The sequence below is a fragment of the Mesorhizobium huakuii genome, assembly GCF_014189455.1.
Taxonomy (GTDB): Bacteria; Pseudomonadota; Alphaproteobacteria; order Rhizobiales; family Rhizobiaceae; genus Mesorhizobium; species Mesorhizobium huakuii_A.
In genome coordinates this window covers 539,329-563,037 of the sequence record NZ_CP050296.1, presented here as the reverse complement: position 1 = coordinate 563,037, position 23,709 = coordinate 539,329, and the positions used below count along the sequence as shown (strand labels likewise).

At 64.9% G+C, this 23,709-nt stretch carries 23 protein-coding genes and 2 pseudogenes; 13 read left to right on the top strand and 12 right to left on the bottom strand.

Annotated features, from left to right (window positions below; translation table 11 throughout):
* Positions 1-13 precede the first annotated feature (13 nt).
* Together HB778_RS02770 and HB778_RS02765 are read right to left on the bottom strand one after the other, a co-directional pair.
* A complete protein-coding gene (locus HB778_RS02770) occupies positions 14-1,534 on the bottom strand; it encodes an AMP-binding protein (RefSeq protein ID WP_183461285.1) in 1,521 nt (506 codons plus the stop codon).
* Between the two features lie 32 nt (positions 1,535-1,566).
* Complete coding sequence (locus HB778_RS02765; protein WP_183461283.1) at positions 1,567-2,382, bottom strand: p-hydroxycinnamoyl CoA hydratase/lyase; 816 nt, start codon at positions 2,380-2,382, stop codon at positions 1,567-1,569.
* A gap of 126 nt (positions 2,383-2,508) precedes the next feature.
* Between HB778_RS02765 and HB778_RS02760 the strand changes: the two genes are divergently transcribed.
* Complete coding sequence (locus tag HB778_RS02760; protein ID WP_183461281.1) at positions 2,509-2,973, top strand: MarR family winged helix-turn-helix transcriptional regulator; 465 nt, start codon at positions 2,509-2,511, stop codon at positions 2,971-2,973.
* 7 nt (positions 2,974-2,980) lie between these two features.
* Here HB778_RS02760 and HB778_RS02755 read toward each other — a convergent pair whose 3' ends face one another.
* The 3 genes and pseudogenes from HB778_RS02755 to HB778_RS02745 all read right to left on the bottom strand — a co-directional run bounded on the left by HB778_RS02755 (position 2,981) and on the right by HB778_RS02745 (position 5,939).
* Positions 2,981-3,664, bottom strand: a complete 684-nt coding sequence (locus tag HB778_RS02755; RefSeq protein ID WP_183464974.1) for a YoaK family protein — start codon at positions 3,662-3,664, stop codon at positions 2,981-2,983.
* A 156-nt stretch (positions 3,665-3,820) separates the two neighbouring features.
* A pseudogene (locus HB778_RS02750) lies at positions 3,821-4,795 on the bottom strand (NAD(P)/FAD-dependent oxidoreductase); the annotation flags it as partial.
* A 70-nt stretch (positions 4,796-4,865) separates the two neighbouring features.
* Complete coding sequence (locus tag HB778_RS02745; RefSeq protein WP_244661782.1) at positions 4,866-5,939, bottom strand: ornithine cyclodeaminase family protein; 1,074 nt, start codon at positions 5,937-5,939, stop codon at positions 4,866-4,868.
* A gap of 51 nt (positions 5,940-5,990) precedes the next feature.
* Here HB778_RS02745 and HB778_RS02740 point away from each other — a divergent pair, with 51 nt between their 5' ends.
* Entirely contained in the window at positions 5,991-6,452 is a 462-nt protein-coding gene (locus HB778_RS02740; protein ID WP_183461279.1) for an Lrp/AsnC ligand binding domain-containing protein, read from the top strand.
* On the opposite strand, the gene gcvA is transcribed toward HB778_RS02740, so the two are convergent.
* Positions 6,449-7,348 carry a transcriptional regulator GcvA gene (gcvA, locus tag HB778_RS02735; RefSeq protein WP_183461277.1) on the bottom strand — a complete coding sequence of 300 codons (900 nt, stop codon included), beginning with the start codon at positions 7,346-7,348 and terminating at the stop codon, positions 6,449-6,451. The genes HB778_RS02740 and gcvA overlap by 4 nt on opposite strands.
* 126 nt (positions 7,349-7,474) lie before the next feature.
* On the opposite strand from gcvA, the gene HB778_RS02730 reads away from it, so the two are divergent.
* The 4 genes from HB778_RS02730 (at position 7,475) to add (ending at position 9,747) form a co-directional block, all read left to right on the top strand.
* On the top strand, positions 7,475-8,179 hold the full coding sequence (locus HB778_RS02730; protein ID WP_183461275.1) for an SDR family oxidoreductase: 705 nt from the start codon (positions 7,475-7,477) through the stop codon (positions 8,177-8,179).
* Positions 8,180-8,202: 23 nt separating this feature from the next.
* Positions 8,203-8,502: a hypothetical protein gene (locus HB778_RS02725; RefSeq protein WP_183461273.1), complete on the top strand. Its 300-nt coding sequence runs from the start codon at positions 8,203-8,205 to the stop codon at positions 8,500-8,502.
* Between the two features lie 5 nt (positions 8,503-8,507).
* Positions 8,508-8,651: a hypothetical protein gene (locus tag HB778_RS02720; RefSeq protein WP_183461271.1), complete on the top strand. Its 144-nt coding sequence runs from the start codon at positions 8,508-8,510 to the stop codon at positions 8,649-8,651.
* Positions 8,652-8,754: 103 nt separating this feature from the next.
* Entirely contained in the window at positions 8,755-9,747 is a 993-nt protein-coding gene (gene add / locus HB778_RS02715) for an adenosine deaminase (protein WP_183461269.1), read from the top strand.
* Between the two features lie 4 nt (positions 9,748-9,751).
* On the opposite strand, the gene HB778_RS02710 is transcribed toward add, so the two are convergent.
* Together HB778_RS02710 and HB778_RS02705 are read right to left on the bottom strand one after the other, a co-directional pair.
* Positions 9,752-12,187: a putative bifunctional diguanylate cyclase/phosphodiesterase gene (locus HB778_RS02710; RefSeq protein WP_183461267.1), complete on the bottom strand. Its 2,436-nt coding sequence runs from the start codon at positions 12,185-12,187 to the stop codon at positions 9,752-9,754.
* A gap of 170 nt (positions 12,188-12,357) precedes the next feature.
* Positions 12,358-13,637, bottom strand: a pseudogene (locus HB778_RS02705) (cytochrome-c peroxidase).
* Between the two features lie 198 nt (positions 13,638-13,835).
* Here HB778_RS02705 and HB778_RS02700 point away from each other — a divergent pair.
* Positions 13,836-15,368, top strand: a complete 1,533-nt coding sequence (locus HB778_RS02700; RefSeq protein WP_432421231.1) for an acid phosphatase — start codon at positions 13,836-13,838, stop codon at positions 15,366-15,368.
* Between the two features lie 331 nt (positions 15,369-15,699).
* Here the strand turns inward: HB778_RS02700 and HB778_RS02695 are convergent, their stop codons facing one another.
* Positions 15,700-16,179, bottom strand: a complete 480-nt coding sequence (locus tag HB778_RS02695; protein WP_183461265.1) for an Lrp/AsnC family transcriptional regulator — start codon at positions 16,177-16,179, stop codon at positions 15,700-15,702.
* Between the two features lie 108 nt (positions 16,180-16,287).
* On the opposite strand from HB778_RS02695, the gene HB778_RS02690 reads away from it, so the two are divergent.
* Entirely contained in the window at positions 16,288-16,821 is a 534-nt protein-coding gene (locus HB778_RS02690) for an RBBP9/YdeN family alpha/beta hydrolase (RefSeq protein ID WP_183461263.1), read from the top strand.
* A gap of 6 nt (positions 16,822-16,827) precedes the next feature.
* Here the strand turns inward: HB778_RS02690 and HB778_RS02685 are convergent, their stop codons facing one another.
* Positions 16,828-17,397 (bottom strand): DUF922 domain-containing Zn-dependent protease, encoded by a 570-nt coding sequence (locus HB778_RS02685; protein ID WP_183464971.1) that lies wholly within the window; start codon positions 17,395-17,397, stop codon positions 16,828-16,830.
* Between the two features lie 139 nt (positions 17,398-17,536).
* Here HB778_RS02685 and HB778_RS02680 point away from each other — a divergent pair, with 139 nt between their 5' ends.
* Positions 17,537-18,034 (top strand): hypothetical protein, encoded by a 498-nt coding sequence (locus HB778_RS02680; RefSeq protein WP_244661781.1) that lies wholly within the window; start codon positions 17,537-17,539, stop codon positions 18,032-18,034.
* 228 nt (positions 18,035-18,262) lie between these two features.
* Here HB778_RS02680 and HB778_RS02675 read toward each other — a convergent pair whose 3' ends face one another.
* Positions 18,263-19,681, bottom strand: a complete 1,419-nt coding sequence (locus tag HB778_RS02675) for a PLP-dependent aminotransferase family protein (RefSeq protein ID WP_244661780.1) — start codon at positions 19,679-19,681, stop codon at positions 18,263-18,265.
* Between the two features lie 35 nt (positions 19,682-19,716).
* Here HB778_RS02675 and HB778_RS02670 point away from each other — a divergent pair, with 35 nt between their 5' ends.
* Positions 19,717-20,469 (top strand): pyridoxamine 5'-phosphate oxidase family protein, encoded by a 753-nt coding sequence (locus HB778_RS02670; protein WP_183461259.1) that lies wholly within the window; start codon positions 19,717-19,719, stop codon positions 20,467-20,469.
* Between the two features lie 3 nt (positions 20,470-20,472).
* Here the strand turns inward: HB778_RS02670 and HB778_RS02665 are convergent, their stop codons facing one another.
* On the bottom strand, positions 20,473-21,066 hold the full coding sequence (locus HB778_RS02665; protein ID WP_183465332.1) for a hypothetical protein: 594 nt from the start codon (positions 21,064-21,066) through the stop codon (positions 20,473-20,475).
* Between HB778_RS02665 and HB778_RS02660 the strand changes: the two genes are divergently transcribed.
* The 3 genes from HB778_RS02660 to HB778_RS02650 all read left to right on the top strand — a co-directional run bounded on the left by HB778_RS02660 (position 20,989) and on the right by HB778_RS02650 (position 23,683).
* Entirely contained in the window at positions 20,989-21,534 is a 546-nt protein-coding gene (locus tag HB778_RS02660) for an NADAR family protein (protein WP_183461257.1), read from the top strand. The two genes, HB778_RS02665 and HB778_RS02660, sit on opposite strands and share 78 nt — an antisense overlap.
* Before the next feature lie 363 nt (positions 21,535-21,897).
* Positions 21,898-22,350, top strand: a complete 453-nt coding sequence (locus HB778_RS02655) for a GNAT family N-acetyltransferase (RefSeq protein ID WP_183464969.1) — start codon at positions 21,898-21,900, stop codon at positions 22,348-22,350.
* 163 nt (positions 22,351-22,513) lie between these two features.
* The gene (locus HB778_RS02650; protein ID WP_183464968.1) at positions 22,514-23,683 is read left to right on the top strand and encodes a PLP-dependent aminotransferase family protein; all 1,170 of its coding nucleotides are present in this window, start codon (positions 22,514-22,516) and stop codon (positions 23,681-23,683) included.
* Positions 23,684-23,709 lie beyond the last annotated feature (26 nt).

Genomic DNA, 23,709 nt, shown 5'->3' with positions numbered 1-23,709 from the left:
CCGACTGAATGGCTCAGTCCTGCCCGCCGGCGGGTGCTGTCCATGTGCGAAGGATGTGCTTCTGGATTTTGCCGGATGCGGTGCGCGGCAGCGCGTCGGCGAGCAGGAACTCTTTCGGCACCTTGTAGCGGGCGATGCGGGCGCCGCAATGGCTTGCCAGATCGGCCGGATCGACGACGCATCCGGGTTTGACCACGACGAAGGCGCGCCCGACTTCGCCCCAGCGCGCGTCGGCGATGCCAATCACGGCGGCTTCGGCGACGCCGGGGTGGTCGAGCAGCACGGTTTCGATTTCAACGGGATAGACGTTCTCGCCACCGGAGATGAACATGTCCTTGCGGCGGTCAACGAGGGTGACAAAACCTTCCTCATCGCGCCGCGCGATATCGCCGGTGCGCAACCAGCCATCGGCGGTGAAGGCGCGGGCCGTCTCTTCAGGCCGGTTCCAGTAGCCTGATGTGATCGAGGGACCGGACAGCCATATCTCGCCTGCTTCGCCGGCGGCGACGTCGCGGCCATCGTCGTCGACAATGCGCAGGCCGATCGTCGGCGCCGGCAGGCCGGACGAGCCTGCCTTGGCTGCGATTCGGTCTGCGTCGAGCGGCATGCAAAGCACGGTTCCGGCTTCGGTCATGCCGAAGCCGTCGGCCATGCGCACGCCCTGCGCCAGCCACCAGCTGATTTCGGCGGCCGGGTTCGGCGCGCCGCCGGTGAAGATCGCGGTGAGGGTGGTCCACCGCGAAGGCGCGCAATCCGGATGATCGCGCAGCATCCTGGCCATCTGCGGCACGCAGAAATAATGGGTGACGCCAAGCGCCGGATCGGCGAGGCGACGGTTGGTGGTAGCGGCGTCGAAGCCGGGCGAGATCAGCACCGTGCCACCCTGCAGCAGCGGCGGGCGCAGGTTGGTGACGAGGCCGATGACATGAAACATCGGCGCGTCGCAGAGGAAGATGCTGGCATTGCCGACCCGGCCCAGCACGCCGAAATTGACTGCCGTGGCGAAGGCGTTGCGCTCGGTGACGATGACGCCCTTTGGCCGGCCCGACGTGCCCGACGTATAGAGGATGATCGAGGGCGCATCGTCGGCGGGCAGGGGACGGCGCGGCGCCGGTGCCTCTGCCTCCACCGCCGCCGTGAAGGCGGCGACATCGATGGGGACACAGCGCTCGGGCAACGCAGCCTGCAGGGCCGCGTCATGCAGCAGCAGTGCCGGATCGCAATCGGCCAGGATCACCTGCTGCTCCGCACTGGCGAGCCGCCAGTTGAGCGGCACGAAGATGGCACCAAGCCGCATCGCTGCCTGCTGCAGGATCAGAAGGTCGGCGCTGTTGCGGGCAAGCGTGGCGACCCGTTGCCCCTGTTCGACGCCGTAGCCGGTTTCGAGGACGCCGATGGCGCGCTGGATGGCCTCGTCGAAGGCGCGATAGGTCCAGCGCCGGCCGGAGGCCAGGTCGACGCAGGCAACACGGTCCGGCTGCGCGCCAGCATGCAGGGCCACCGGGTCTGAAGTCGTCGAGGCCGGCATGCGCATCTCCTCCCAGATTGCGTCGTTGGCTTATCGCGTCATCTGGCCTTGTCGTAAGCGCCGAGACCCGGCTTGTAGCTCTTTTCGTCGATGAACTGGCGGATGCCTTCCTTGCGGCCCTCATTGTCGTGCGAGTTGGCCGCCTCCTGCGCCCGCACCAGATAGTCCTCGGCATTGTCGTAGGTCATTTCGGCGACGCGACGGATGGCATCCTTCGTCGCCTTCAGCGCGATCGGGTTCTTCTTCAAGAGGATGTTGGCGACCTCGGTGACACGCGCCTTCAACTCAGCCAGCGGCAGGCTTTCATTGACCAGCTTCCAGGCGGCGGCTTTCCTGCCGTCGATGAGTTCGCCGGTCAGCGCATGGTACATGGCGTCACGCATCGACAGGAGGTCGACCACCACCTTGGTGGCGCCGCCGCCGGGCAGGATGCCCCAGTTGATCTCGGACAGAGCGAACTGCGCCTCGTCGGCGGCAAAGGCGAGGTCGCAAGCAAAGAGCGGGCCATAGCCGCCGCCGAAACACCAGCCGTTGACCATGGCGATGGTCGGCTTGCCGTACCAGCGCAGGCGCCGCCACCAGCCATAGGCTTCGGATTGCGCCTTGCGAACGGCGCCGAGACCCTTGGCTTCGGTTTCGCGAAAATACTCCTTGAGGTCCATGCCCGCCGACCAGGCGCTGCCTTCGCCCGACAGCACCAGCACGCCGACATCGTCGCGGAACTCGAGTTCGTCGAGAACCTCCATCATGCGCCGGTTGAGCGCCGGGTTCATGCAATTGCGCTTGTCCGGGCGGTTGAAGCGCACCCAGGCGATGCCGTTCTCGACATCGAAGGCAACGGTCTCATCGGTCATGGTCGGTCTCCTCCCGCTCTGTATTGGCTTTGACGAATATTGCTATGCATCATAGCTATCGTGATTGCTATGTCGCATAGTCTTTTTCGCTTGACAAGAGGCGGCATCGCGGCGATCGGTTGCGGCATGGACGAAACCCAGATTCACACCGGGCCAGAAATGATGTCCGACGACGCGCTCGATGCGCAGATCGGCTACAATCTCAAGCGCGCCTCGGCTGTCGCGCTCAATGATTTCGCGGTCGAGCTGACCGATGCGGGCCTGCGCCCGGTCACCTACGGCATGCTGGCGCTGATCGACGAGCGGCCAGGCATCCGCGCCGCTGAACTGTGCCGTCTTCTCGGCATGAAAAGCGCCAACATGGCGCCTTTGCTTGCAGAGCTGGAAGAGCGCGGATTGGTCGAGCGCGACGACCATGCCGATGATAGGCGCGTGCGGGTGCTGGCCCTGACGCCGGCGGTCAGGCAGGCGATGCCGGGCTGGCGGCGACAGGTTCGCCGGCACGAGGACAGGTTTCTGCAACGGCTGACGAAAAAAGAGCGGGCAACGCTGCTGCGCCTGCTGCGCCTGATCTGGACGGACGAAGTTTGAGGGCTGTCTAGCTGGCTTCCCCATCCGGCCCCGCAAGCCGCAGCAGCAGCGCGGCGAGCGCGATCACCGGCGGGACGACGAAGCACCAGACATTCGCGTAGGCATAGCCGAGCGCGGCGGCCGCGCAGCCGGCGGCGAAGACGGCGACCGCCGCCGCCATGCGCCGCAGGCGGGCAATGAGCGGCGGGCGGGCCTCCAGTGCTGTGCCGCTGACCAGGTCGGCGAGGTCGATCATGATCTGGGTGGTGGTGCCGGTCATCAATGTCGAGGGCGGTGCTGCCGCCAGATGGACCCGATGCACCGCGTTCTGGATCGCCATCGCGGCGACCAGCACCATGCCGGTGACGATCGCGGCCGCGCTGTCGCCGCTGGCAAAAGGGCCAAAGCGGATCGCCAGGGCGGCCCCGATGACGAGCAGCGCCAGTTTGGTCGAGAGCAGAACCCCGAGCGCCTGATGTCCGCGCCGGCGCAGATGCTCGCCGGCCAGCCGGGTCAGGATGACGACGATGCAGAACACCGGCAGCGCCAGCAGCTTCGCCAGCACGCCCGAAATGCCGAGCACCAGCGAGGCGCCGAGCGTGACGAAATTTCCCGTCACATGCGCGGTGAACAGGCCCTGCAGCGCCAGGAAGCCGGCCGTGTCGACATAGCCGCCATTGAGGCTGAGCAGTAGCGGCAGTGAAGGTTTCATGGTGTCGTCGACGGGACCAGGGAAACGGTCGGGCGCCAGCGCCGCGGCGGTGACGCCGAGGGCCGTCACATCTTCCGGCAAGGGCTCGCCTCGCATCAGCGCCGCGCTCAGCCTGGCCAAGGTCAGCGATACCTGGAAACCATAACCGCCCTGGCCGCCAAGCCAGAAGAAGCCGGGCAGGCGGGGGTCGAAGCCGGCGACGGGCGCGCGGTCGGGCGCGAAGGTGCGCAGGCCCGCCCATGGCGTCGAGGGACGGCCGATGCGCATCGACGTCGCCTGCTCGATGCGGTCGACGGCGATGGCGACATCGATGTCTTCCGGATACGCGTCGCAAGGTTCGGTGTCGGTCTCGTCGGCGAGCGAGCCGATCAGCCTGCCGGCGTCGGGCTTGAAGTAGAACTGTTCGTGCAAATCGACCACCAGTGGCCAACTGGCGATGACGGTGCCTAAAGGCGGGTCGAACAGGAAGGCGGTGCGGCGTTTCGGCTGGAAGCCGAGGCCGGGGAGCCCGGCCAGGCCAGCGACGACATCGACCCAGGCGCCGGCGGCGTTGACGACGATGTCGGCCGCGTAGACACCGGCGCTCGTTTCCACCCGCAGGCCGCCGCCGTCGGGCGAGATGGTGCGCACTTCCTCGCCGGTGCGGATCAAGCCGCCGCCGGCCTTCAGCGCCGAGGCGCTGGCCGCCAGCATCTTGCCCGTATCGACATCCACCGCGTCCGGCTCATAGACGCCGCCGCAAGTGGCTTCAGCGGCAATGGCGGGAACCAGCGCGTGAAGCTCGGCCGCCGACAGGCGCCGCACGCTGGGCACCAGCGCCTGCAATTCATCCGCCAGCTTGTCGATCGTGGTGCTGTCGCCTTTCCAGCCGACATGCAGCGCGCCGCGCCGATGGGCGACGAAACCGCCCTCGACTATTTGCTGCCGGCTGGCCAGCGTCAGCGCGCGCACCAGCCGGTTGCCGTAGGTCTCGGTGAACAAAGCGGCGGAGCGGCCACTGGCATGATAGCCAAGATGCGGCTCGCGCTCGATGACGGTGACTTCAGCCCAATCCCGGATGGCGGCAGCCAGCGACAGGCCGGCAATGCCACCACCGATGACGACAATTTTTTTGGGAGGATTCGACTGCATCCGTCAGTCGTAAAAATGATTTCGTATCCAGTCAAACGGCGCGACCTTGCCTCGGTCGCTTGCGCATCCTCTACAAGGCCACAACCCGTCCCAATCCTCGCTGAACTGCCTCGCGATAAGCAAGATCCGCCGCCACCAGGTCCTCCATGGCAACACCCATGGCCTTGTAGGCGGTGACCTGGCCGGCGCCGGTCCTTCCCGGCCGCAGCCCAAGCAGCATTTCGCCAAGCTCGGTTCCGGTTTGCGGATCGAAGCCATCGAGTTCGCAAGAGCCGACCGGAGTAGGCGCGAAGGCGTCCCTGGTCTCGACGAACAGGCTGGCGCGGCGAACAAGCTCGACCGGCAATTCGCCGCCGGGCGGCGCGACGCCGGCCGACGAGACATGCGTGCCGGGCCGCACCCATTCGGCCGAAATCACCGGCTGGTAGGAATGCGTTGCCAGGCACACGACGTCCGACGAGCGCACCGCGGCCTCGATGTCGCTGACGGCGACGACGCCCGGATGCCGCGCTGCCAGTGCCTGCGCGTCCGCGAACTCCTTCGAGACGACGCGGATTTCGGTGAAGTCCCGCACCAGCGGCAGAAGATGCAAGTGCTGGCCGGCCTGCACGCCGGCGCCGACCACCGTCGCGACCCTGGCGTCGCGGCGGGCGAGTTCCCGTACCGAGAGCACGGCCGAGCCGGAGGTGCGCACGGCGGTGATGTAGGTGCCGTCCATGACGCAGACCGGCATGCCTGTTTCCGGGTCGAACAGATGGATGGTGGCGAGATGGCTGGGGATGGCCCGGGCGATGTTGCCTTCGAAGACGTTGACGATCTTCACGGTCAGATGCATGCCCGCCGTCCAGGCCGGCATCGCCAGCGAATAGCCGGCCCGCGGAATGTCGAGCTGCGGCCGCGCCGGATTGACGATCTTGCCGCCGGACAATGCCTTGAAGCCCTCTGCCAGCACGTCGAGAAGCTGGCGCGGGTCGATGCAGGTTTTCACCTCGGCCTCGCTCAGGATGAGCACGGCTGTGTCGCCCTTGGTGAGGGCATTGCGGGAGGTCGGTATGGCTGATGTCATGGGATTTGCCTTGGTCGGGTTGCGTTGCCCGCCAACGGTATTGCCACTCGACAGCGTGATGAAATATGCTGTTTTCACGATTTTAGCGTGATAATCACGCAACCTGTGGTCAGAAAGTGTGAATCCAGAATGGACGATCTCGACCGTATCGATCGCTCGCTGTTGCGCTTGCTGCAGGAGGATGGCCGCCGCACGACGCTCGATCTGGCCCGCCGCGTCGGCCTGTCGCCGACCGGGGCGGCGCAGCGCATCAAGCGGCTGTTTTCCGAAGGCTTCATCCGGGCGGTGCGGGCCGTTCTCGACCCGGCCCGGATCGGGCAGGCACAACTGGTCTTCATCGAAGTGCGGCTCGATCATACGGCGCCGCATGTCTTCGACCGCTTCGCCGAGGCGGTTCTACGGGCGCCCGAGATCATCGAATGCCACATGGTGGTGGGCGGCTTCGATTATCTGGTCAAGGCGCGCATCGCCGACATGGCGATGTTCCAGGATTTCCTGCAGCGGGTGATCCTGCCGCTGCCCGGCGTCAGGGAAACGCATACTTACGCCTCGATAGCCAATGTGAAGCCGGACGCGTTGCTGCCGATCTAGACCGGCTGTCCATCTGCGGCATCCAGCAGCCATTGCCGCACGGCTTGCGTCGGCTCGGGATGGCGCTGCTTTCTTGGCATCACCACATAAAAATCCTGCGTGCCGCGCATTTCACCGCTGACCGGCCGGACCAGCCGGCCGGCGGCGAGATCTGCGGCGACGAGGAAGCGGCTGGCCAGCGCTATGCCCTGGCCGGCGATGGCGGCGTCTATGGCGAGGCTGGTCTGGTTGAAGCGCATGCGTTTGAGCTCAGCCGTCATCTTCAGGCCGACCGCCTTTTCCATGAATTCCGGCCACAGATTGTGCGCGTCGTGCAGCAGGACGTGATGCTGGATTTCGGCCGCCGGGATTTCGATCGTGCCGGCCGGCAGCAGGGCCGGGCTGCAGATGGCGACGATCTGCTGGGGAAACACCAGGTCGACGATCAGGCCGGCGCCGAAGGGCGGGCGGCCCTGCCGTACCGCAATGTCGACGCCGTCGGCCTGGAAACTCGACAGGCTTTCGCTGGCCAGCACGCGCAGGTCGACCAGCGGATTGTCGGCCATGAAATCCTGCAGCCTTGGGATCAGCCATTTGGTGGCGAAGCTCGGCGTCACGCTGATCGTCAGCCGCGCCGGCTCGGGACGCAGCAGCAAGGTTGCCTCCGAGATCAGGTCGAAGGCGCGGCGGATGTTGGGTACATAGGCGCGGCCCTGATCGGTCAACGCCAGGCCGCGCGGCAGCCGCTCGAACAGTTTCGTGCCGAGATGGGTCTCCAAGCCGCGAATGTGCTGGGCCACCGCGCCCTGGGTGACGTTCAGTTCCTCCGCAGCGATGCGGAAGTTGAGATGGCGCGCCGAGGCCTCGAAGGCGCGCAACGCGTTCAGCGGAGGCAGGCTAAGGAAGGCTTCGGGCATGCAGGAGTTTTTCTACTGGTTGATTTCAGGCATTCTGGTTCGAACCGAGCGGTAAAACCAGCTATATCAGCGCTCAAATCCCGATATCACCGCTTGCGGTGCCCGCAACCCGAAAAGGAAAATCCAATGAGTGTAGAAAAAGTGGCTGTTGTCGTCGCCGGTGGCAGCGGCATGGGGGCGGCGGCGGCGAAGCGCCTGGCGGCGGACGGGTTCAAGGTCGCCATCCTGTCGTCCTCAGGCAAGGGCGAGGCGCTGGCCAAGGAGTTGGGCGGGCTCGGCGTCACCGGCTCCAACCAGTCGAATGACGATCTGCAGCGGCTGGCCGACCTGACACTGGAGCGCTATGGCCGCATCGACGTGCTGGTCAACAGCGGCGGCCACGGCCCGCGCGCGCCGATCCTGGAGATCACGGACGAGCAGTGGCACACCGGCATGGACGTCTATCTGATGAACGTCATCCGGCCGGTGCGCATTGTCGCGCCGCAAATGGTCAAGCAGAAGGGCGGCGCCATCATCAACATCTCGACTGCCTGGGTGGCCGAACCGAACGTGATGTTCCCGACATCGGCTGTGTTCCGCGCCGGATTGACCGCCTACACCAAGATCTTCGCCAACACTTACGCCGCCGACAATGTGCGCATGAACAATGTGCTGCCAGGCTGGATCGACAGCCTGCCGGCCACCGAAGAGCGCCGCGACAACGTGCCGATGCAGCGCTATGGCACGATGGAGGAGATCGCCGCGACGATTGCTTTCCTGGCTTCGGAGGGCGCAGGCTACATCACCGGCCAGAACATCCGCGTGGATGGGGGTGTTATCAGGGCATTGTGAGGCGTCGACCGGGAGGAGCGGCAATGTCCGACAATTTTCTGCGTCTTGTGCCCTACGATCCGCACTGGCACCCCGATGCGCCGGCTGCCGCGGCAGCCATGAAGATTGCCAGCGGTTTGTTCCCGCTGGCCGAGCATGTCGCCGTCGAATACGAGGAAGGCGTGACGTTCTTCGACGCCGGAGCAAACACGGAAAGTGTCCATTGCCCATTCTGCGGCAGCGATCTGGAGGATTGGTGGGGCGAAGCGATGGACCGGGCGCGGCGTCACGCTTCGAAGACCTTTCGGTCACCACGCCGTGCTGCCACAAGGCCTCGTCGCTGAATGATTTGCTGTATGTCTGGCCGGCGGCGTTCGGGGTCTGCGCGCTGACCGTGGTCAATCCCGGCGTGGCATCGCTGGCCAGCGAGCACTTGCGGACGATTGAGCAAGCCATGGGTTCGCCGCTGAAGGTGATCTGGCAGCATCTCTGAGGCGATTGTTCTCGCGGCCCGCGCGCAGTTCTTTCAATCATTTCTTGAAACCGGCCGCGGCCGTTTCATGGTTTGATGGCGCCGGCCAAGAGGGGAGGCGTCAGTGACCGACTTCATCGGACTGCCGAAAGCCGAAGTGCACATCCATATCGAGGGCTGCTTCGAGGCCGACGATGTGATCCGGAATTGCGAGGAAGCCGGCATTCCGCTGCGCGCGCCGCGCGACAGGCTGTTCGAAGCCCATGACCTCAAGAGCTTCCTCGAAATGCTCGACTGGCTGTGCGGAACTTTTCGCACGCGCGAGCAGCTCGCCACGACCGCCTACAAGTTTGCGCAGCGCATGGGCCGCAGCGGCGTGCGCTACGCCGACGTCATCGTCAACCCGACGCACTGGCCGCATTGGCACAAGAACATTCCGGGCATGATCGACGCGTTCGATGCGGGTTTTGCGGCCGCCGAACAGGATGGGCACCCGCCGGTCGGGCTTTGCGTCAGCCTGCTTCGCACCCAGTCGGCGGCGGAATCAATCGAGCTGGTGGAGTTGCTGAGCGACATCAGGCACAGGCGTGTCGTCGCCCTGTCGATCGACGGAAACGAAGCGGCTGCCGGCCGCACCGGCCCGCGCTTCGCCGAGGCGTTTCGCCGGGCCGGCGCGGCGGGTTTGCGGCGCACCGTTCATGCCGGCGAGTCGAGCGGCCCGGAAGGTGTCCGCGACGCCATCGAACTGCTGGGCGCCGACCGCATCGACCACGGCGTGCGGGCGATCGAGGATCCGGATCTCGTCGACTTGCTGGCGCAAAGGCAGATTCCGCTCGGCATCTGCCCAGTCTCCAATCTGGCGCTCGGCGTCTATCCCTCGCTTGCCCAACATCCGCTCGATGCCTTGCGCAAGGCCGGTGTCCCGGTTTCGATCAACACCGACGACCCGTCGCTGCTCGACACCACGCTTGAGGCATCCTACGCCGCTTGCGCCGAAACTTTCGCCTGGGACGGCGAAACCATCCGCCAACTCGCCGCGACATCGGTGCAGGCGAGCTACGCCGACCCGGCGCTGAAGGCGCGGATCCTGACCGATCTGGCGGCCTGGCGGAGCTGACAGATTACGCGGTCAGGGCTTCCGGCTGTTCGAAAAGCGCATGAAGCTCGGAGACCGGCATTGGACGGCCAAAATACCAGCCCTGGACATCCGTGCAGCCATTCTCCTTGACCAGCCTGTACTGGTCCTCGGTCTCGACGCCTTCGGCGGTCGTCGTCATGCCGAGCGTGGTGCCGAGTTCGGCGACGGCCTTGACGATTGCCCGGCTTTCGCTGCTCTCGCACATCAGGCTGACGAAGCTGCGGTCGATCTTGATGCGGTTGAACGGGAACGACCTGAGATAGCTCAGCGAAGAATAGCCGGTGCCGAAATCGTCCATGGCTATGGAGATACCGAGGTCGCGCAGGCTGTGCAGCGTGTTTAGCGTGTTTTCGTTGTTCGCCAGCAGCACCGACTCGGTGATCTCCAGCTCGAGCCGTGACGGCAACAGGCCTGAAGCCGCAAGCGCCGCTGCAACCTGGAGCGGCAGCCCCTGCTGTTTGAACTGGGCCGGCGAGAGATTGACGGCGACCTTGACGGGCAGGGGCCATTTCACGGCGTCGGCGCAGGCACGCCGCATGATCCACTCACCAAGCGGGTCGATGACGCCCGTCTCCTCGGCCAATTGGATGAATTCCGCCGGCGGCAGCAGGCCGAGGCGCGGATGGTTCCATCGCACCAGCGCTTCGAAGCCGGTGAGCTGCGAGGTCTTTGCGTCGTGCAGCGGTTGATAATGCAGGACGAACTGTTCTTTTTTCACGCCGAGCGCCAGTTCGGATTCGAGTTGGCGCCGCTCCTGCAGTCTCGCGTCCATTCCCGGCTCGAACGACCTGCAGGTTCCGCGGCCTTCCATCTTGGCCTTGTACAGAGCAAGGTCGGCGTTGCGGATAAGGGTTTCCGAATTTTGCCCGTCGTCGGGGAAGACGGCGATGCCGATGCTGCCGCCGATGTTGATCTTGTGACCCTGGATGGAGAATTCGTCGGACAGGGCATGAATGACGCGGCTTGCCAGCACGCCGGCCTCGTCGTTGCCGTCGAGCAGAAGCTGAAGGATGACGAACTCGTCCCCGCCAATTCTCGCCACCATGGCGGTTTCGCCGGCATGGTGTTTCAACCGCTTCGCCACCGCCCCGAGTAGCTCGTCGCCGATCGGATGGCCGAGCGTGTCGTTGACCGGTTTGAAACGATCGAGATCGACGCAATGGACGGCCAGCTTCTCGCAGTCCCTGAGGCTTCTCAATGCCTCGTCCATCGTTTCGGCCAAGAGGCCCCGGTTGGGCAGGCCGGTGAGAATGTCATGCGTGGCCAGGTGCTGGATCTCGGCGGTGCGCTCCTCGACCCGCCGCTCCAGGGTCTCGGCAGCCTCGACCTGCATCGTCATCGTCCGCCCGATCGCATACCAGCAGGCCAGCGCCAGCAGCGTGACCACCGCGACCGCCGCATAACCGGCCAGTTCGAATTGACGCACGGACTGGACGTCCAGATTGCTGTCGAACCGGCTGTTGGGAAAACCGGCCCAGAGACGCCATGCGCTCCTGGGATCGTTGAGCGAGAGCGGGATGACTTCGGAATAGATCAGATTGGGGTCGGCCGCCGTGAAGGCACGGGAGTCCGCCGCCAGCGCCGTCGACATCTTGTGCTGGTCGGATTCGAAACCGTAGCCTGAATTGACGATGACATAGTCGTTGCTCGGCAACAGTTTGCGCAGCGCCGAGGTAAGCATGATCGCCGAGACGGAGCCGCGCAGGCTGCCATCCCCGCCGAAGACCGGCACCGAAAGGATGAAGCCTGAGCGATCAGCGTCATTGCCGGTATGGATGAAATCAGTGTTGTCGCAGGTGATGAGCTCCTTGGTGCCGATGATCGGTACGTTGAGTCCGTCAATGGCGCTCGAATTCGGATAGTTCGTCTTCAGCCAGGCGAGCTGTTTGGCCAGTTCGTGGTATTCATAGGTCTCGATCTCCTCCGGGGGGCGGACCAGGGCATTTTGATCCAACTTTCCGGGCTTCGCGTCCGCGGCGGCCTGGGATCTCGCCTTGGCATTCACGATCAGCTGGTCGAATTGGAGGATCGGCTCCTCGAGCTTGCCGGTCACCGCATCGAAGCGGTCCGGGTCGAAATCCAGCGGCAGGAAGTAAACCTCGGAAATGGAGACGTTGTTGGCGAGGTTGTTGTAGATCTGCTGGATTGTCGCGCGGCCTTCGTCGCCCAGATTTGTGCCATGCCGGTCGAGGTTTTGGACGCTGGGCAGATAGGTCAAGGTCCGGACATTTTCATAGACGGCCCGCAAGGCGTCTTCGACGGTCTTGGCCGTTGCTCTGGAAGATGCCTGGGAATTCTCGAGATAGCGTTCCTTGGCCAGCGCGAAGTTTCGCTGGGCATCGATATGCAAGGCCGCCAGCGTCGCCGCGCCGGTCAACAGGATCACAACAAATCCGGCCGCTCGCCTGAATGCGTTCATCTGCGTCCACCCTCGAGTGGCAAGGGATACCGCAAGGCGGTTTAGGAAGCGCTAATGGAATAGGTCTTTTCTTTACGACTCCCGCGTGCTGGCGCGCATCAGATCCGGCAGAAACGAGACACCTTCTTTTCGCGGGCGGGCAGGCCGGGACCGAGCAAGGCGCGAGGGGCTCAGTTCGCTGGCACCGCCTGCTGGTCGGCGTCGGTAAGCGTGCCCAGAAAGGCGACGATGTCGTCGATCTCGGCATCGTTCAGCGCCGGCCTGCCGCCGGGCTTTTTGCCGTTGAAGGGCGGATCCTGATTCAAGTTTCCCCAGTAAGCCTTTGGCAGGTCGTCATATTGCCTGACCGTGCCGTCGGCATTCTTGGGGTACCAATGGCCGGGATCAGTGTCGCGGCTGGCGTAGAAGGCGACCGCGTCGCGCAGCGTGTGGAAGGTGCCGTTGTGGAAGAAGCTTTTGCGCAGCGCGACGTTGCGCAGGGTCGGCGTCTTGAACAGGCCGCAATACTCGGTCCGGCCCTTGAAATCGGTGCGCAGCGGGCCGCACAGGCCGAGATCGACATAGGCGGGATCGGCATTGGCGGGAATTGCCGCGTTGCGCGGCACGGCGATGGCGATCAGGCCGAAATCGGTGAATTGCGGCGGCTCGCCGTCATTGGCGGGTTCGCTGAGATGGCAGCTGGCGCAATTGCCCTTGGTCTCGTCCTCGAACAGCGCGCGGCCGCGCAGTTCCTGCGCCGTGAGCTCAGCCTTGCCGGCGAGGAAGGCGTCGTAGCGGCTGGAATAGGGGTAGAAATCAGACGCGCTCTGCTCGAACGTGCCGAGCGCCTCGGCGGCGGCGTCGAAGGCATCGCCGGGGTGGTCGAACGCGTCATCGCCGAAGATTGCCTTGAACTCGCCGGCATAGGTCGCTTTGCGCAAGGCGGCGGTGACGGCGGCCTCGTCCTTGTTGGCCATCTCGAAGGGCGAGAGCAGGGGGATTTTCGCCTGGTCCTTGCCGTGGTCGGCGCGGCCGTCCCAGGTCAGGCCGCCGGTCGGGCCATTGTCGACGCTCTCGTCGCCCTCGTCCTCGGAATCGTAGAAATGCTCGGTGAAGGCGGGCGCCGCCTGGAGATAGCGCAGCGACGGCACGGCGCGCACGCCCGGCCGGTCGAGGTTCGGGCCACCCATTTCGACCGGTGCTGCCGAGGCCGGACCGAAGGCGTGATGCGGATCATGGCAGGACGAGCAGGCCTGCTTGCCGGAAGCCGAAAGCGCCGGGTCGAAGAACATTTTTCGGCCGAGGGCGGTCAGCGTCTGCGCTCGGGCGAAGGCATCGCGCGCGACAGGGGGCCGGGGTGGACGGTGCCGGTTCCGGCGCGGACGAAGGTCGCCGGCAAAGTGATGGCGAAAGCGAACAACGATGCGGCGGCGGCCGCGACCATCAGGCGTCTGCCTCGTCCTGTCGTCATGAATTCAGTCCGTTTTTTTGGCATTAGGTGCCCACTGCAACGGATTGATGACTGGTCCGGCCCCTCACGAAAGCGTGTTCGCCGGAACGCCAAATGTCACAAAGGTTACAAGGCATCGACTTACCGTTTTCGGACATGGCCCGTTGCTCCCCGCCATGCACGACGCCTCCAGCCATCCCCTTAGCCATGAGGATTTTCATGACGCGGCTTCTCACTTCGCTTTTCCTGGCCAGCACGGCCTTGGTATCGGTCGTCACCGCTGCCAACGCCGCCCCTCCCGGCTACGACAAGATCGACACCGTCGTCGTCATCTATGCCGAGAACCGCAGCTTCGACAATCTCTATGGCGGCTTCCCCGGCGCCAATGGGCTGGCCAACGTCTCGGCCGATCAGGCGCGCCAACTCGACCGCGACGGCAAGCCGCTTGCCGAACTGCCGCCGGCCTGGGGCGGGCTGACCGCCAAGGGGGTGACGCCCGTGGTGACCGAGGCACAGTCGGCGCATCTTGCCAATGCCAGCTTCGCCATCGACGACGCCAGCGGCTTCAACGAGAAGACCTCCGTCATCACGCGCGACCTCTGGCATCGCTTCTACCAGGAGCAGATGCAGATCGATGGCGGGAAAAATGACAAGTTTGCCGCCTGGGCCGATTCCGGCGGCCTGGTGATGGGCCATTATGACGGCTCCGGCTTGCCGATGTGGGCGGTGGCGAAGAAGTACGTTCTCGCCGATAATTTCTTCCAAGGTGCCTTTGGCGGCTCCTTCCTCAATCACATCATGCTCGCCTGCGCCTGCGCGCCGGTCTATCCGCATGCCGACACCAGCCCCGTGAAGGCGCAGATCGCCGTCGTCGAGGCCGATGGCAAGACGCTGAAAGTCGCCGACAATTCGCCGGCCTCGGCACTTGGCGGTGCGCCGAAATTCGTCAATGACGGCGCCATCACGCCCGACTTCCACGCCGTCAACACCATGCAGCCGCCGTACCAGCCGAGCGCCAACAAGCCGGTCGAGGGCGGCGACAAGGCGCTGGCCGATCCGACGCAGCCGACGACGCTGCCGCCGCAGCACGACATCACCATCGGCGACCTCATGTCGCTGAAGGGGATCGACTGGGCCTGGTATGCCGGCGCCTGGCAGGCCGCGCTCGACGGCAAGAACGCGACACCGGTGCCGAACTTCCAGTTCCACCACCAGCCGTTCAACTATTTCGCGGCCTATGCGCCGGGCACTGCCGCGCGGACCGAGCACCTCAGGGATGGCGGACTGGACGGCGCCGAATTCATCAAGGCGATCGACGACGGCAAACTGCCTTCTGTCAGCTTCTACAAGCCGCAAGGCAATCTCAACGAGCACTCAGGCTATGCCGACGTGACATCGGGCGACCAGCATCTGGCCGACCTCGTCGCACATCTGGAGAAGAGCCCGCAATGGAGCCACATGCTGGTGGTCGTCACCTATGACGAGAATGGCGGCTACTGGGACCACGTCGCGCCGCCCAAGGCCGACCGCTGGGGTCCGGGCAACCGCATCCCGACCTTCATCATCTCGCCCTATGCGAAAATGGGTACGGTCGACCACACCCAATATGACACGACCTCGATCCTGCGCTTCATCACCGCGCGCTACGACCTTCCGGTACTCTCGGGCATAGTCGCCCGCGACAAGGCGCTGGCCGCCAATGGCGAGCCGCCGATGGGGGATCTGAGTGCGGCGCTTGATCTGAGCCGGTAGGCTGCGCTGGTTCGCCGGTCTTGGCACCTTTCCTCTCCCTCCGGAGGGGGGAGAGGTGGCGCTGCTAAGCAGCGACGGAGTGGGGGAAGCCATCTCTCAAACGCGCTGCCGCTGACACCCAGGCCTCAGTCACAGCGAGATATCGCCCCGGCTTGAAATAACAGCGGCCGAGCCAGGTCGACCCCCCACTCCGTCTGGGCTTCGCCGAGCCACCTCTCCCCGATCGACGGGGGAGAGGAAAGGCGCGCGTTCGCCAACCCCGCCGCCCTTCCTCTCTTCCGTGTTGGGAGGGGTGAGGTGGGGTACGTGCTGGGTAAACGTCTCAAACCATCTAACCGCCTGATCTGCGGATCAGGTCGCGGCCGATCGGCTTCGGCGTCTCGCTGCGCAGCACCAGCGCCGTGGTGACCGCGCCATGGCGCGCCACGGCGTCGACGATGGTTTCAAGGTGGGCGGGCGAGGGCACGACCACTTTCAGGATGAAGCAGTCCTCGCCGGTCAGCCGGTGCACCTCGGAAATCTCGGGCATTTCGGCGAACTGCTTCAGGCAGGGGCGGATGTGCTCATGCGTGGTGCGCACGCGGATGATCGCCATCATGCCGAGGCCAAGGGCTGCGGGATCGATCACCGCGGTGTAGCCGGCAATGATGCCGCGCTCCTCCAGCCGCTTGACCCGCTCGGAGGTGGCCGGCTGCGACAGGCCGACCCGCCGGCCAAGCTCGGATATGCCGATGCGGCCGTTCTCCTGCATGGCCTCGATGATGGCTATGTCGGTCGGGTCGAGCGGCGTGCGCTCATCGCTGGTCTTCATGGTCACCTTGAATCCATCGGCAAGGACGTGATTTTTCCGATCGTTTCCCATTCTCGATGCCAGTGCAAGACGCCACCATGCCCCATCAATCGATAGGAGCAAGGCGACATGACGCATTTCATCATCCTGCCGGGGAGCGGCGGTTCTGGTCCGGCGCATTGGCAATCGCGCTGGGAAAGCGCCAATCCGGCGATGCGGCGCTTCCAGCCGTCAAGCTGGGACCTGCCCGATTTCACCGACTGGCTGGCGGCGCTGGAGGCTGCCGTGATCGCGGCGCCGGAGCCGCCGGTGCTGGTCGCGCACAGCCTGTCCTGCCTGCTGATCGCGCACTGGCAGAAGATTTCGCAAAGGCCGGTCAAGGCGGCTTTGCTGGTCGCCGTTCCCGATCCGGCGTCGGCGGTCTTTCCCGGATATGGCATGGCTTTCGCCGGAATTCCCGAGGGTCGGTTGCGCTTTGCCTCGCTGGTGGTGACCAGCACCGACGACCCCTATGGCTCGGCGGAGTATGCGCAGGCGCGGGCGACGCAATGGGGCAGCCGCCTGGTCGTCATCGGGCCGTTCGGCCACATCAATGCCGATAGCGGCCAGGGCGATTGGCCGGAAGGTCTTGCGCTACTCGAGGGTCTGGCGTCCGAGGCCTGAAGGCGCTCAGCCGCCATTCACGAGGGCAAGAATGAGTTTTTGCAGATTGCCCCCCTGGCCGAACTCGACGCGGTCGAAATCGCGGCTGGCCTGTATCCTCGCCTTCGAGATCGCGTCGAGCCGACGGACCACCTCGGCCCTGGTCTTGCTGCATTTGGGATCGTCGGCGACGGTCAGCCCGTCTGTCGCGGCTTCGATGTCGTGCACCATTTTTATCATGCTGGCGCCATGCACCTTCTCATGGGCGCTGACGCCGGCGATGAACACCTCCCAGTTCTTCTGGACGGCCGGCGGCAGCGGCGCGGAAGGACTTGGCAAGGTGTAGGTGATGATCAGTTTCGGATTCCCCGCCGTTAGCACGCAATCCTTGCCCCTAGGCTTGTAGTCCCTGACCCCCCAGGTCAGCTTGAAGTTGGTGTAGGCGATGGCGCGGGTAATGCCGACATTCGGCCCGTTCTCGCCGATCGACCGGTAGAGCTCCAGCCCGGACTGACCCGAAATGGCGTAGGTCTCGACCTTCTCGACCGGCTTCCACTGCGCCTGGGCAGCCACAGGCAAGGTGACCAGTGCCGCCATCAAAACGCACAGACGAACGCAGGCTCTCAACACCGCTCTCTCCAACCCGGACCACACGACCTTGCCGCAACGGCCAATGTCACGGGATCGCTTTTCCTATATGCTGCCGACGGGTGCTGCAATTGTCGGAGGGGAAGTCATGAGCGTTCGCTATCTCGTCATCGCCGGTGCCGTGGCCGCATTGCAGGCCACGCAGCCGGCCTTTGCCGCGTCCTGCGGCGGCTGGAGCGCCAAGATGGAGGAAGACGAGGGCGGCAGCGTGCTGACCGCTTCGGTCTGCGGCGGACCGAAGGGCGACGCGCATCTGATGCTGGCCTGTTTCGACAAGCCGGTGCTGAGCTACGATCTCGGTGCGAGCGGCCAGCAGCTGGAACCGGGCATCAGCGGCGCGTTCGACTTCAAGGCCGACGGCAAGACGGTGACCAAGACGCTGCAGCTCGAGGAAATGTACGGTTATTTCACGGTGGATTTGGCGAAAGCCGATCCGCTGCTGGATTTGTTACGTTCGAAGGGGGATGTGTCGGTCAGCGCGGCCAAATATGGCGCGAACAGTTTTCCGCTGAAGGGCTCGAGCGGGGCTATCGGCAAGGTGCTGGCGCAATGCGGCAAGGCGAAACCTGCCGGTGATGCGGATTGAGGGCGTTCCAGGAGCCTGGCTTCGACCGTTTGCGCTGCCCCTCATTGCCCTGCCGGGCATTTTCTCCCCGTATAGTGACGGGGAGAAAGGGGCTGTCATCGCAGATTTCGCCAATTGTCAGCGTCGCAGAAGAGGCGCCGAGGCTTGCGACAGCATTCTTCTCCCCGTCACTATACGGGGAGAAGGTGCCGGCAGGCGGATGAGGGGCAGCACTGTGCTCGCCCATTGTCACTCAATGCCGAAGCACCCGCCCAGCCGAACCGTCGCCCCCATCAATTCCGCATCCGAAAACCCGGAAAAGCCCAGCACCAGCCCATGCTTCGGCGCCCCCTCGACAAACATGGCGGACAAGGCCCGGGCGCCGACGCCCACCGCTTTTGCCGCTTCGACAATTGCCGTGTCCAGCCCGCCGCCCTTCAGCATGGCCATCAGATGCAGCCCCTGTTCGGGGACCGTCACGTCGAGCCTATCGCCGCAATGCGCTTCGAGGCCGGCCACCAGCACGTCGCGCGCGGCTTGCACACGACGTCGCACGCGTCTGAGATGGGCGGCGAAATGGCCTTCGTTCAAGAGATCGGTCAGGGCGCCTTCGGCCAGTGTCGAGGGGTAGCGGTCGGAGCGTGCGCGGACCGCCATCACGGCATCGAGCAGCGGCTCCGGCACCACGACATAGCCGATGCGCAGGCCGGGGAAGAGCACTTTGGAGAAGGTGCCGAGATAGGCGACGCGGTTCGCGCCATCCATGCCTTGCAGCGAGGTCAGCGGCGGGCCGGCATAGCGGAACTCGCTGTCGTAATCGTCCTCGATGATCCAGGCCTCGTTTCGCCGCGCCCAGTCGAGCAGGGCAAGGCGACGGCGCATCGTCATCGTCACGCCGAGCGGATATTGGTGCGAGGGCGTGACATAGGCCGCGCGTGCGTTCGGGCAAAGGCTTTCGCCGATTTCGGGATCGAGCCCTTCGGCATCGACCGGTACGCCAATGATCCTGGCGCCGCTGCCGGCCAGCACGGCGTGCGCCATGAGGTAACAAGGGTTTTCGATCCACACGGCGTCGCTGGGACGCAGCGCCGCGCGTGCCAGCAGATCGAGCCCTTGCTGTGTCCCCGAAGTCAGCACGATCTGGCCGGCGTCGCAGCGTACGCCGCGGGCTGTCCTGAGATACGTGGCAATCGCGGTGCGCAGCGGCAGGCCGCCGCGCGGATCGCCATAGCGGAAATGCTCAGGCGCGGGGCGGGCGAGGTGGCGCGACAGAAGGATGCGGAACACATCAAGCGTGCGCGGGTCGGACACCGCGACGCCGAGACCGCAAGGCAGCGACGTGGCAACATCGATCTCCGGCGGGCGCGGCTTCATCAGCGTCACCGGCAGATGCGGCACATTGGGCGCGACGAAGGTGCCGGCGCCGACCTTGGCTGTTGCAAAGCCTTCCGAGATCAGCATTTCGAAACAGGCGACCGCAGCCGAGCGCGACAGGCCGAAACGCCGGGCAAGATCGCGGGTGGTCGGAAATTTGGCGCCGGCGGGCAGCGCGCCGGTCTCGATCAGCCGCCGCAGTGCCGCATAAAGCTCGCGGCTGCGCGGGCCGTCGCCCGGCAGAACCGGGATCAGCGCCGACCAATCCGGCATATTGGTCTGATTTTTATCCATTGGATTGGTCCTTTTGTCGACCAATGTCATGGCGCATGGTTGCCAGACAACAATTGAGGATGCAAGCCGTGAACGACGTCGCCGCCAGCTTTCCGACCACCAGCCGCAACCGGGTCAAGCGCCTGCATGAGCGCGGCAGCTATGACCACGAGGCCGTCTTCGCGGTGCTGGATGCCGGGCTGCTGTGCCACGTCGCCTACACGTTCGACGGCCAGCCCTATTGCACGCCGACCATCCATTGGCGCGAGGGCGACATGCTCTACTGGCACGGCTCGTCGGCCAGCCGCATCCTGCGCCAGCTGCGCGGCGGCACGCCGGCCTGTCTCACCGTGTCGCATCTCGATGGGCTGGTGCTGGCGCGCACCGGCTTCAACCATTCCGCCAACTACCGCTCGGCAATGTGTTTTGGCACCGCGCGGATTATCGACGAGCCGGAAGACAAGATGAAGGCGCTGGCCGGCGTCGTCGACCGCTTCTACCCCGGCCGCAGCGAAACCTTGCGGCCGATCTCGGCGCAGGAAGCCAAGGCGACGACGGTGATCGGCATGCGCATCGAAGAGGCATCGGCCAAGGTGCGCGCCAAGGGCGTCGCCGACGATGAGGAAGATTATGGCCACCCGGTGTGGGCCGGAGTCATCCCAGTGCGGACAGTGATTGGCGCGGCCGAGCCGTGTCCAAGGATCTTGCCCGGCATCGAGCGGCCGGGGAATTTGGATGGTTATGCAGAGGGCGAGAGGCTGGATGCGGCGTTGATGCAGGCGCAGAGGGTGTATGAGGGCGAAGTTTAGCGATCAAAGCCGCTGGGTTCGCACGAAGATGCGGCCGTAATCCGGATCGTCGATCTCGGCGAACTCATGGGTGCGAAGGAAACGTTGCAGACGCGGATTGGGCTTGGCGCATGTGGCGGCATGCACATTCCAGCGGACTGTGCTGAACTGTCGTTCGATGGCAAAGGCGCGGGTATGCTTCCAAAGGACGAGCAGAACGCCTTCGCCGCCACCGTCGATATGGGCAAGGTTGACCAGCAGCGTGCCGTCGCGCCGGTTGAATTCGGCGAGCACGGTGGCGCTGCCCATGGTGAACGAGATAGGCCGACCGAAGGCCAGAAGTGCGTCCTGGTCTGCATGTGGCATGGTGCGCAGGTCCTCCAGGGAGGTGCCTTCGATTTCGATCCGGGCTGATTGGCTCATAATTGCAGGCCGTTGTTCGTGAGGTCGTACTGATACCGGTAGTGCCATGACGAGAGCAATGCGGACCATAGCGATCTGTATTGACAAGTCACCCGCCGGCTCTGTTCTGTCGCACCCATGATTTACGATCGTTCCGCACTCGAAGACGCCTTCCGGGCAAAATCCCGGCTCAAGTTCCTGTTCTTCTGGGGACATCAGCCCTCCAAGGACGGCAGCATCACCGCGTCCTGTTTCAGCCAGTGGTGGCAGGCGCCCTTTACAATGGCGGGGCGGAGCTATCCAACAGCGGAACATTGGATGATGGCCGAGAAGGCGCGGCTGTTCGGCGATGACGAGACGGCCGCGCAGATCCTGCAGGCGGGAAGCCCGAAGCAGGCAAAGCAGTTCGGCCGGCAGGTGCGCGGTTTCGACGAAGCCAGATGGGACGCCGAAAAGCGGCGCATCGTAGGCGAGGGGAGTTTCGAGAAATTCCGGCAGAACGCCGCCCTGCGCACATATCTGCTGTCGACCGGTGAGCAGGTTCTGGTCGAGGCGAGCCCGATGGACCGTGTGTGGGGCATCGGGCTGGCCGCCGACGACAAGAAAGCCGCGAACCCGCTTTTGTGGCGGGGCGACAACCTGCTGGGGTTTGCGCTGATGCAGGCACGCGACCGATTGCGTTGAACAATGGCCGAAGCTGGTCGGCTGTGTCGAGGGCGAGGAACTGATCCGGCGCTGGACGCAGGCCTGCATGGAGGGCGCCATGCTTGCGAGGTCGGCGCCGCCCCTCATTGTCCTGCCGGACATTTCTCCCCGTAAACGGGGCGAAAGGGGCTGGCCGTAACGCCGGCGCCTTTTCCGCAACGTTGGCGATTGGCGAAATCGGTGACAAGAGCGTCCCTCGCCCCGTTTACGGGGAGAGGATGCCGGCAGGCAGATGAGGGGCGGCGCCTACTTTCGCCGGTTTACCGCCATCGGCTTGGCGTCCAAAGGCTGTCGTCTCGATACCGCATTGCCGCCACCACCGCCGCGCGCTATCCCGGCACCATGATCACCTTCCGCAAGGCGCAAGCCTCCGACCTGCCGGCCATCGTCGCGATGCTCGCCGACGATCCGCTGGGTGCTGCCCGCGAGGATGCCTCCTTGCCGCTGGCGCAGGGCTATGTCGATGCCTTCGACGCCATCGATGCCGATCCCAACCAGCTGCTGGCGGTGGCCGTGGATGGCGGCGAGGTGATCGGTACGTTGCAGATCACCTTCCTCGCCGGGCTGTCGCGCAAGGGCGCCTGGCGCGGGCAGATCGAGGCGGTGCGGGTCGCCGGCCATCGGCGCTCGGGCGGCATCGGCCGGCTGATGTTCCAATGGGCGATCGATCAGTGCCGGGCGCGCGGCTGCAGTCTCGTCCAGCTTACCACCGACAAGGGGCGGGCGGACGCGCACCGCTTCTATGACAGCCTCGGCTTCACCGGCAGCCATCTTGGCTACAAGAAAGCACTGTAGGCGTTCCGCCCCCGCAGCGACTGGCGTATACCGCAAGAGCTTCAGGCACTATTCAAATTGCCTGACAAAGCGGATATAGGTCAGCTACATTGACCTATATGAAAATCGTCCGGGGAGGCGTGACTTGACCCTTTTGAACCTCTTGGCTTCGCGCTCGTCGCGCATGAAAGCCTCCGAAATCCGCGAGCTTTTGAAGCTGCTCGACCAGCCGGACATCATCTCGTTTGCCGGCGGTATCCCCGATCCGGCGCTGTTTCCGGCCGATGCGATCCGCGATGCCTATGCCGAGGTGCTGGGCGGCGCGGAGGCGGGAGCTGCCCTGCAGTACCAGGTGTCGGAAGGCTATCTGCCGCTGCGCCGTTGGATCGCCGGGCAGATGGGCAAGCTCGGCGTCGCCTGCGACGAGGCCAACATCTTCATCACCTCCGGCTCGCAGCAGGCGCTGGATTATCTGGGCAAACTGTTCCTGTCGCCCAATGACACCGCGCTGGTGACATGGCCGACCTATCTCGGCGCGCTGCAGGCGTTCAACGCCTATGAGCCGCGCTATGACCGGCTGCGCCCCGAGGGCGGCAACATGACGCCCGATGCCTATCGCGCGGCGGCAGCCGCGAATGGCGGCAAGGTCAAGTTCGCCTATCTGGTGCCCGACTTCGCCAACCCGACCGGCAACACGCTGGGCAAACAACAGCGCGAGGCGGTGCTCGATCTTGCCGGCGAACTCGACATCGCCGTCATCGAGGACGCCGCCTATCGGGCGCTGCGCTATGACGGCGAAGGCGTGCCGCCGATCCTGGCGCTCGACTGCGCGCGCTCCGGCGGCATCGACAAGGCGCGTACGCTCTATTGCGGCTCGTTCTCGAAGATCCTGTCGCCGGGCATGCGCGTCGGCTGGGTCTGCGCGCCGCGCCATGTGGTGGAAAAACTGGTGCTGATGAAGCAGGCGTCCGACCTGCACAGCCCGTCGATCAACCAGCTGGTGATGCATCGCGTCGCCGAATCCGTGTTCGACGGCCAGGTCGACAAGCTGATCGGCGCCTATCGCGAGCGCCGCGACGGCCTGCTTGGCGCGCTCGAAGCCAATATGCCTGAGGGCGTGACCTGGAGCCGCCCGGAAGGCGGCATGTTCGTCTGGGCGACGCTGCCGGAAGGGGCCGACGCCACCGAACTCCTGGCACGCTCGGTGAAAGAGGCGCGCGTCGCCTTCGTGCCCGGCAATGCTTTTTACGCCGACGGCACCGGACGCAACACGCTGCGGCTGTCCTTCACGCTGGCTGATCGGCGCGCGGTGAGCGAGGGGATTCCGAGGCTGGCTGCCCTGTTGAAGGGATAAGTCCCGCCACCCCCAGAGAGGGTAGA

Coding starts and splice junctions, on each gene's coding strand:
- HB778_RS02770 (WP_183461285.1), bottom strand. CDS start 1,534: ATGCGCATGCCGGCCTCGACGACTTCAGACCCGGTGGCCCTGCATGCT.
- HB778_RS02765 (WP_183461283.1), bottom strand. CDS start 2,382: ATGACCGATGAGACCGTTGCCTTCGATGTCGAGAACGGCATCGCCTGG.
- HB778_RS02760 (WP_183461281.1), top strand. CDS start 2,509: ATGGACGAAACCCAGATTCACACCGGGCCAGAAATGATGTCCGACGAC.
- HB778_RS02755 (WP_183464974.1), bottom strand. CDS start 3,664: ATGAAACCTTCACTGCCGCTACTGCTCAGCCTCAATGGCGGCTATGTC.
- HB778_RS02740 (WP_183461279.1), top strand. CDS start 5,991: ATGGACGATCTCGACCGTATCGATCGCTCGCTGTTGCGCTTGCTGCAG.
- gcvA (WP_183461277.1), bottom strand. CDS start 7,348: ATGCCCGAAGCCTTCCTTAGCCTGCCTCCGCTGAACGCGTTGCGCGCC.
- HB778_RS02730 (WP_183461275.1), top strand. CDS start 7,475: ATGAGTGTAGAAAAAGTGGCTGTTGTCGTCGCCGGTGGCAGCGGCATG.
- HB778_RS02725 (WP_183461273.1), top strand. CDS start 8,203: ATGTCCGACAATTTTCTGCGTCTTGTGCCCTACGATCCGCACTGGCAC.
- HB778_RS02710 (WP_183461267.1), bottom strand. CDS start 12,187: ATGAACGCATTCAGGCGAGCGGCCGGATTTGTTGTGATCCTGTTGACC.
- HB778_RS02700 (WP_432421231.1), top strand. CDS start 13,836: ATGACGCGGCTTCTCACTTCGCTTTTCCTGGCCAGCACGGCCTTGGTA.
- HB778_RS02695 (WP_183461265.1), bottom strand. CDS start 16,179: ATGAAGACCAGCGATGAGCGCACGCCGCTCGACCCGACCGACATAGCC.
- HB778_RS02690 (WP_183461263.1), top strand. CDS start 16,288: ATGACGCATTTCATCATCCTGCCGGGGAGCGGCGGTTCTGGTCCGGCG.
- HB778_RS02685 (WP_183464971.1), bottom strand. CDS start 17,397: ATGGCGGCACTGGTCACCTTGCCTGTGGCTGCCCAGGCGCAGTGGAAG.
- HB778_RS02680 (WP_244661781.1), top strand. CDS start 17,537: ATGAGCGTTCGCTATCTCGTCATCGCCGGTGCCGTGGCCGCATTGCAG.
- HB778_RS02675 (WP_244661780.1), bottom strand. CDS start 19,681: ATGGATAAAAATCAGACCAATATGCCGGATTGGTCGGCGCTGATCCCG.
- HB778_RS02670 (WP_183461259.1), top strand. CDS start 19,717: ATGGTTGCCAGACAACAATTGAGGATGCAAGCCGTGAACGACGTCGCC.
- HB778_RS02660 (WP_183461257.1), top strand. CDS start 20,989: ATGATTTACGATCGTTCCGCACTCGAAGACGCCTTCCGGGCAAAATCC.
- HB778_RS02665 (WP_183465332.1), bottom strand. CDS start 21,066: ATGTCCCCAGAAGAACAGGAACTTGAGCCGGGATTTTGCCCGGAAGGC.
- HB778_RS02655 (WP_183464969.1), top strand. CDS start 21,898: ATGATCACCTTCCGCAAGGCGCAAGCCTCCGACCTGCCGGCCATCGTC.
- HB778_RS02650 (WP_183464968.1), top strand. CDS start 22,514: ATGAAAGCCTCCGAAATCCGCGAGCTTTTGAAGCTGCTCGACCAGCCG.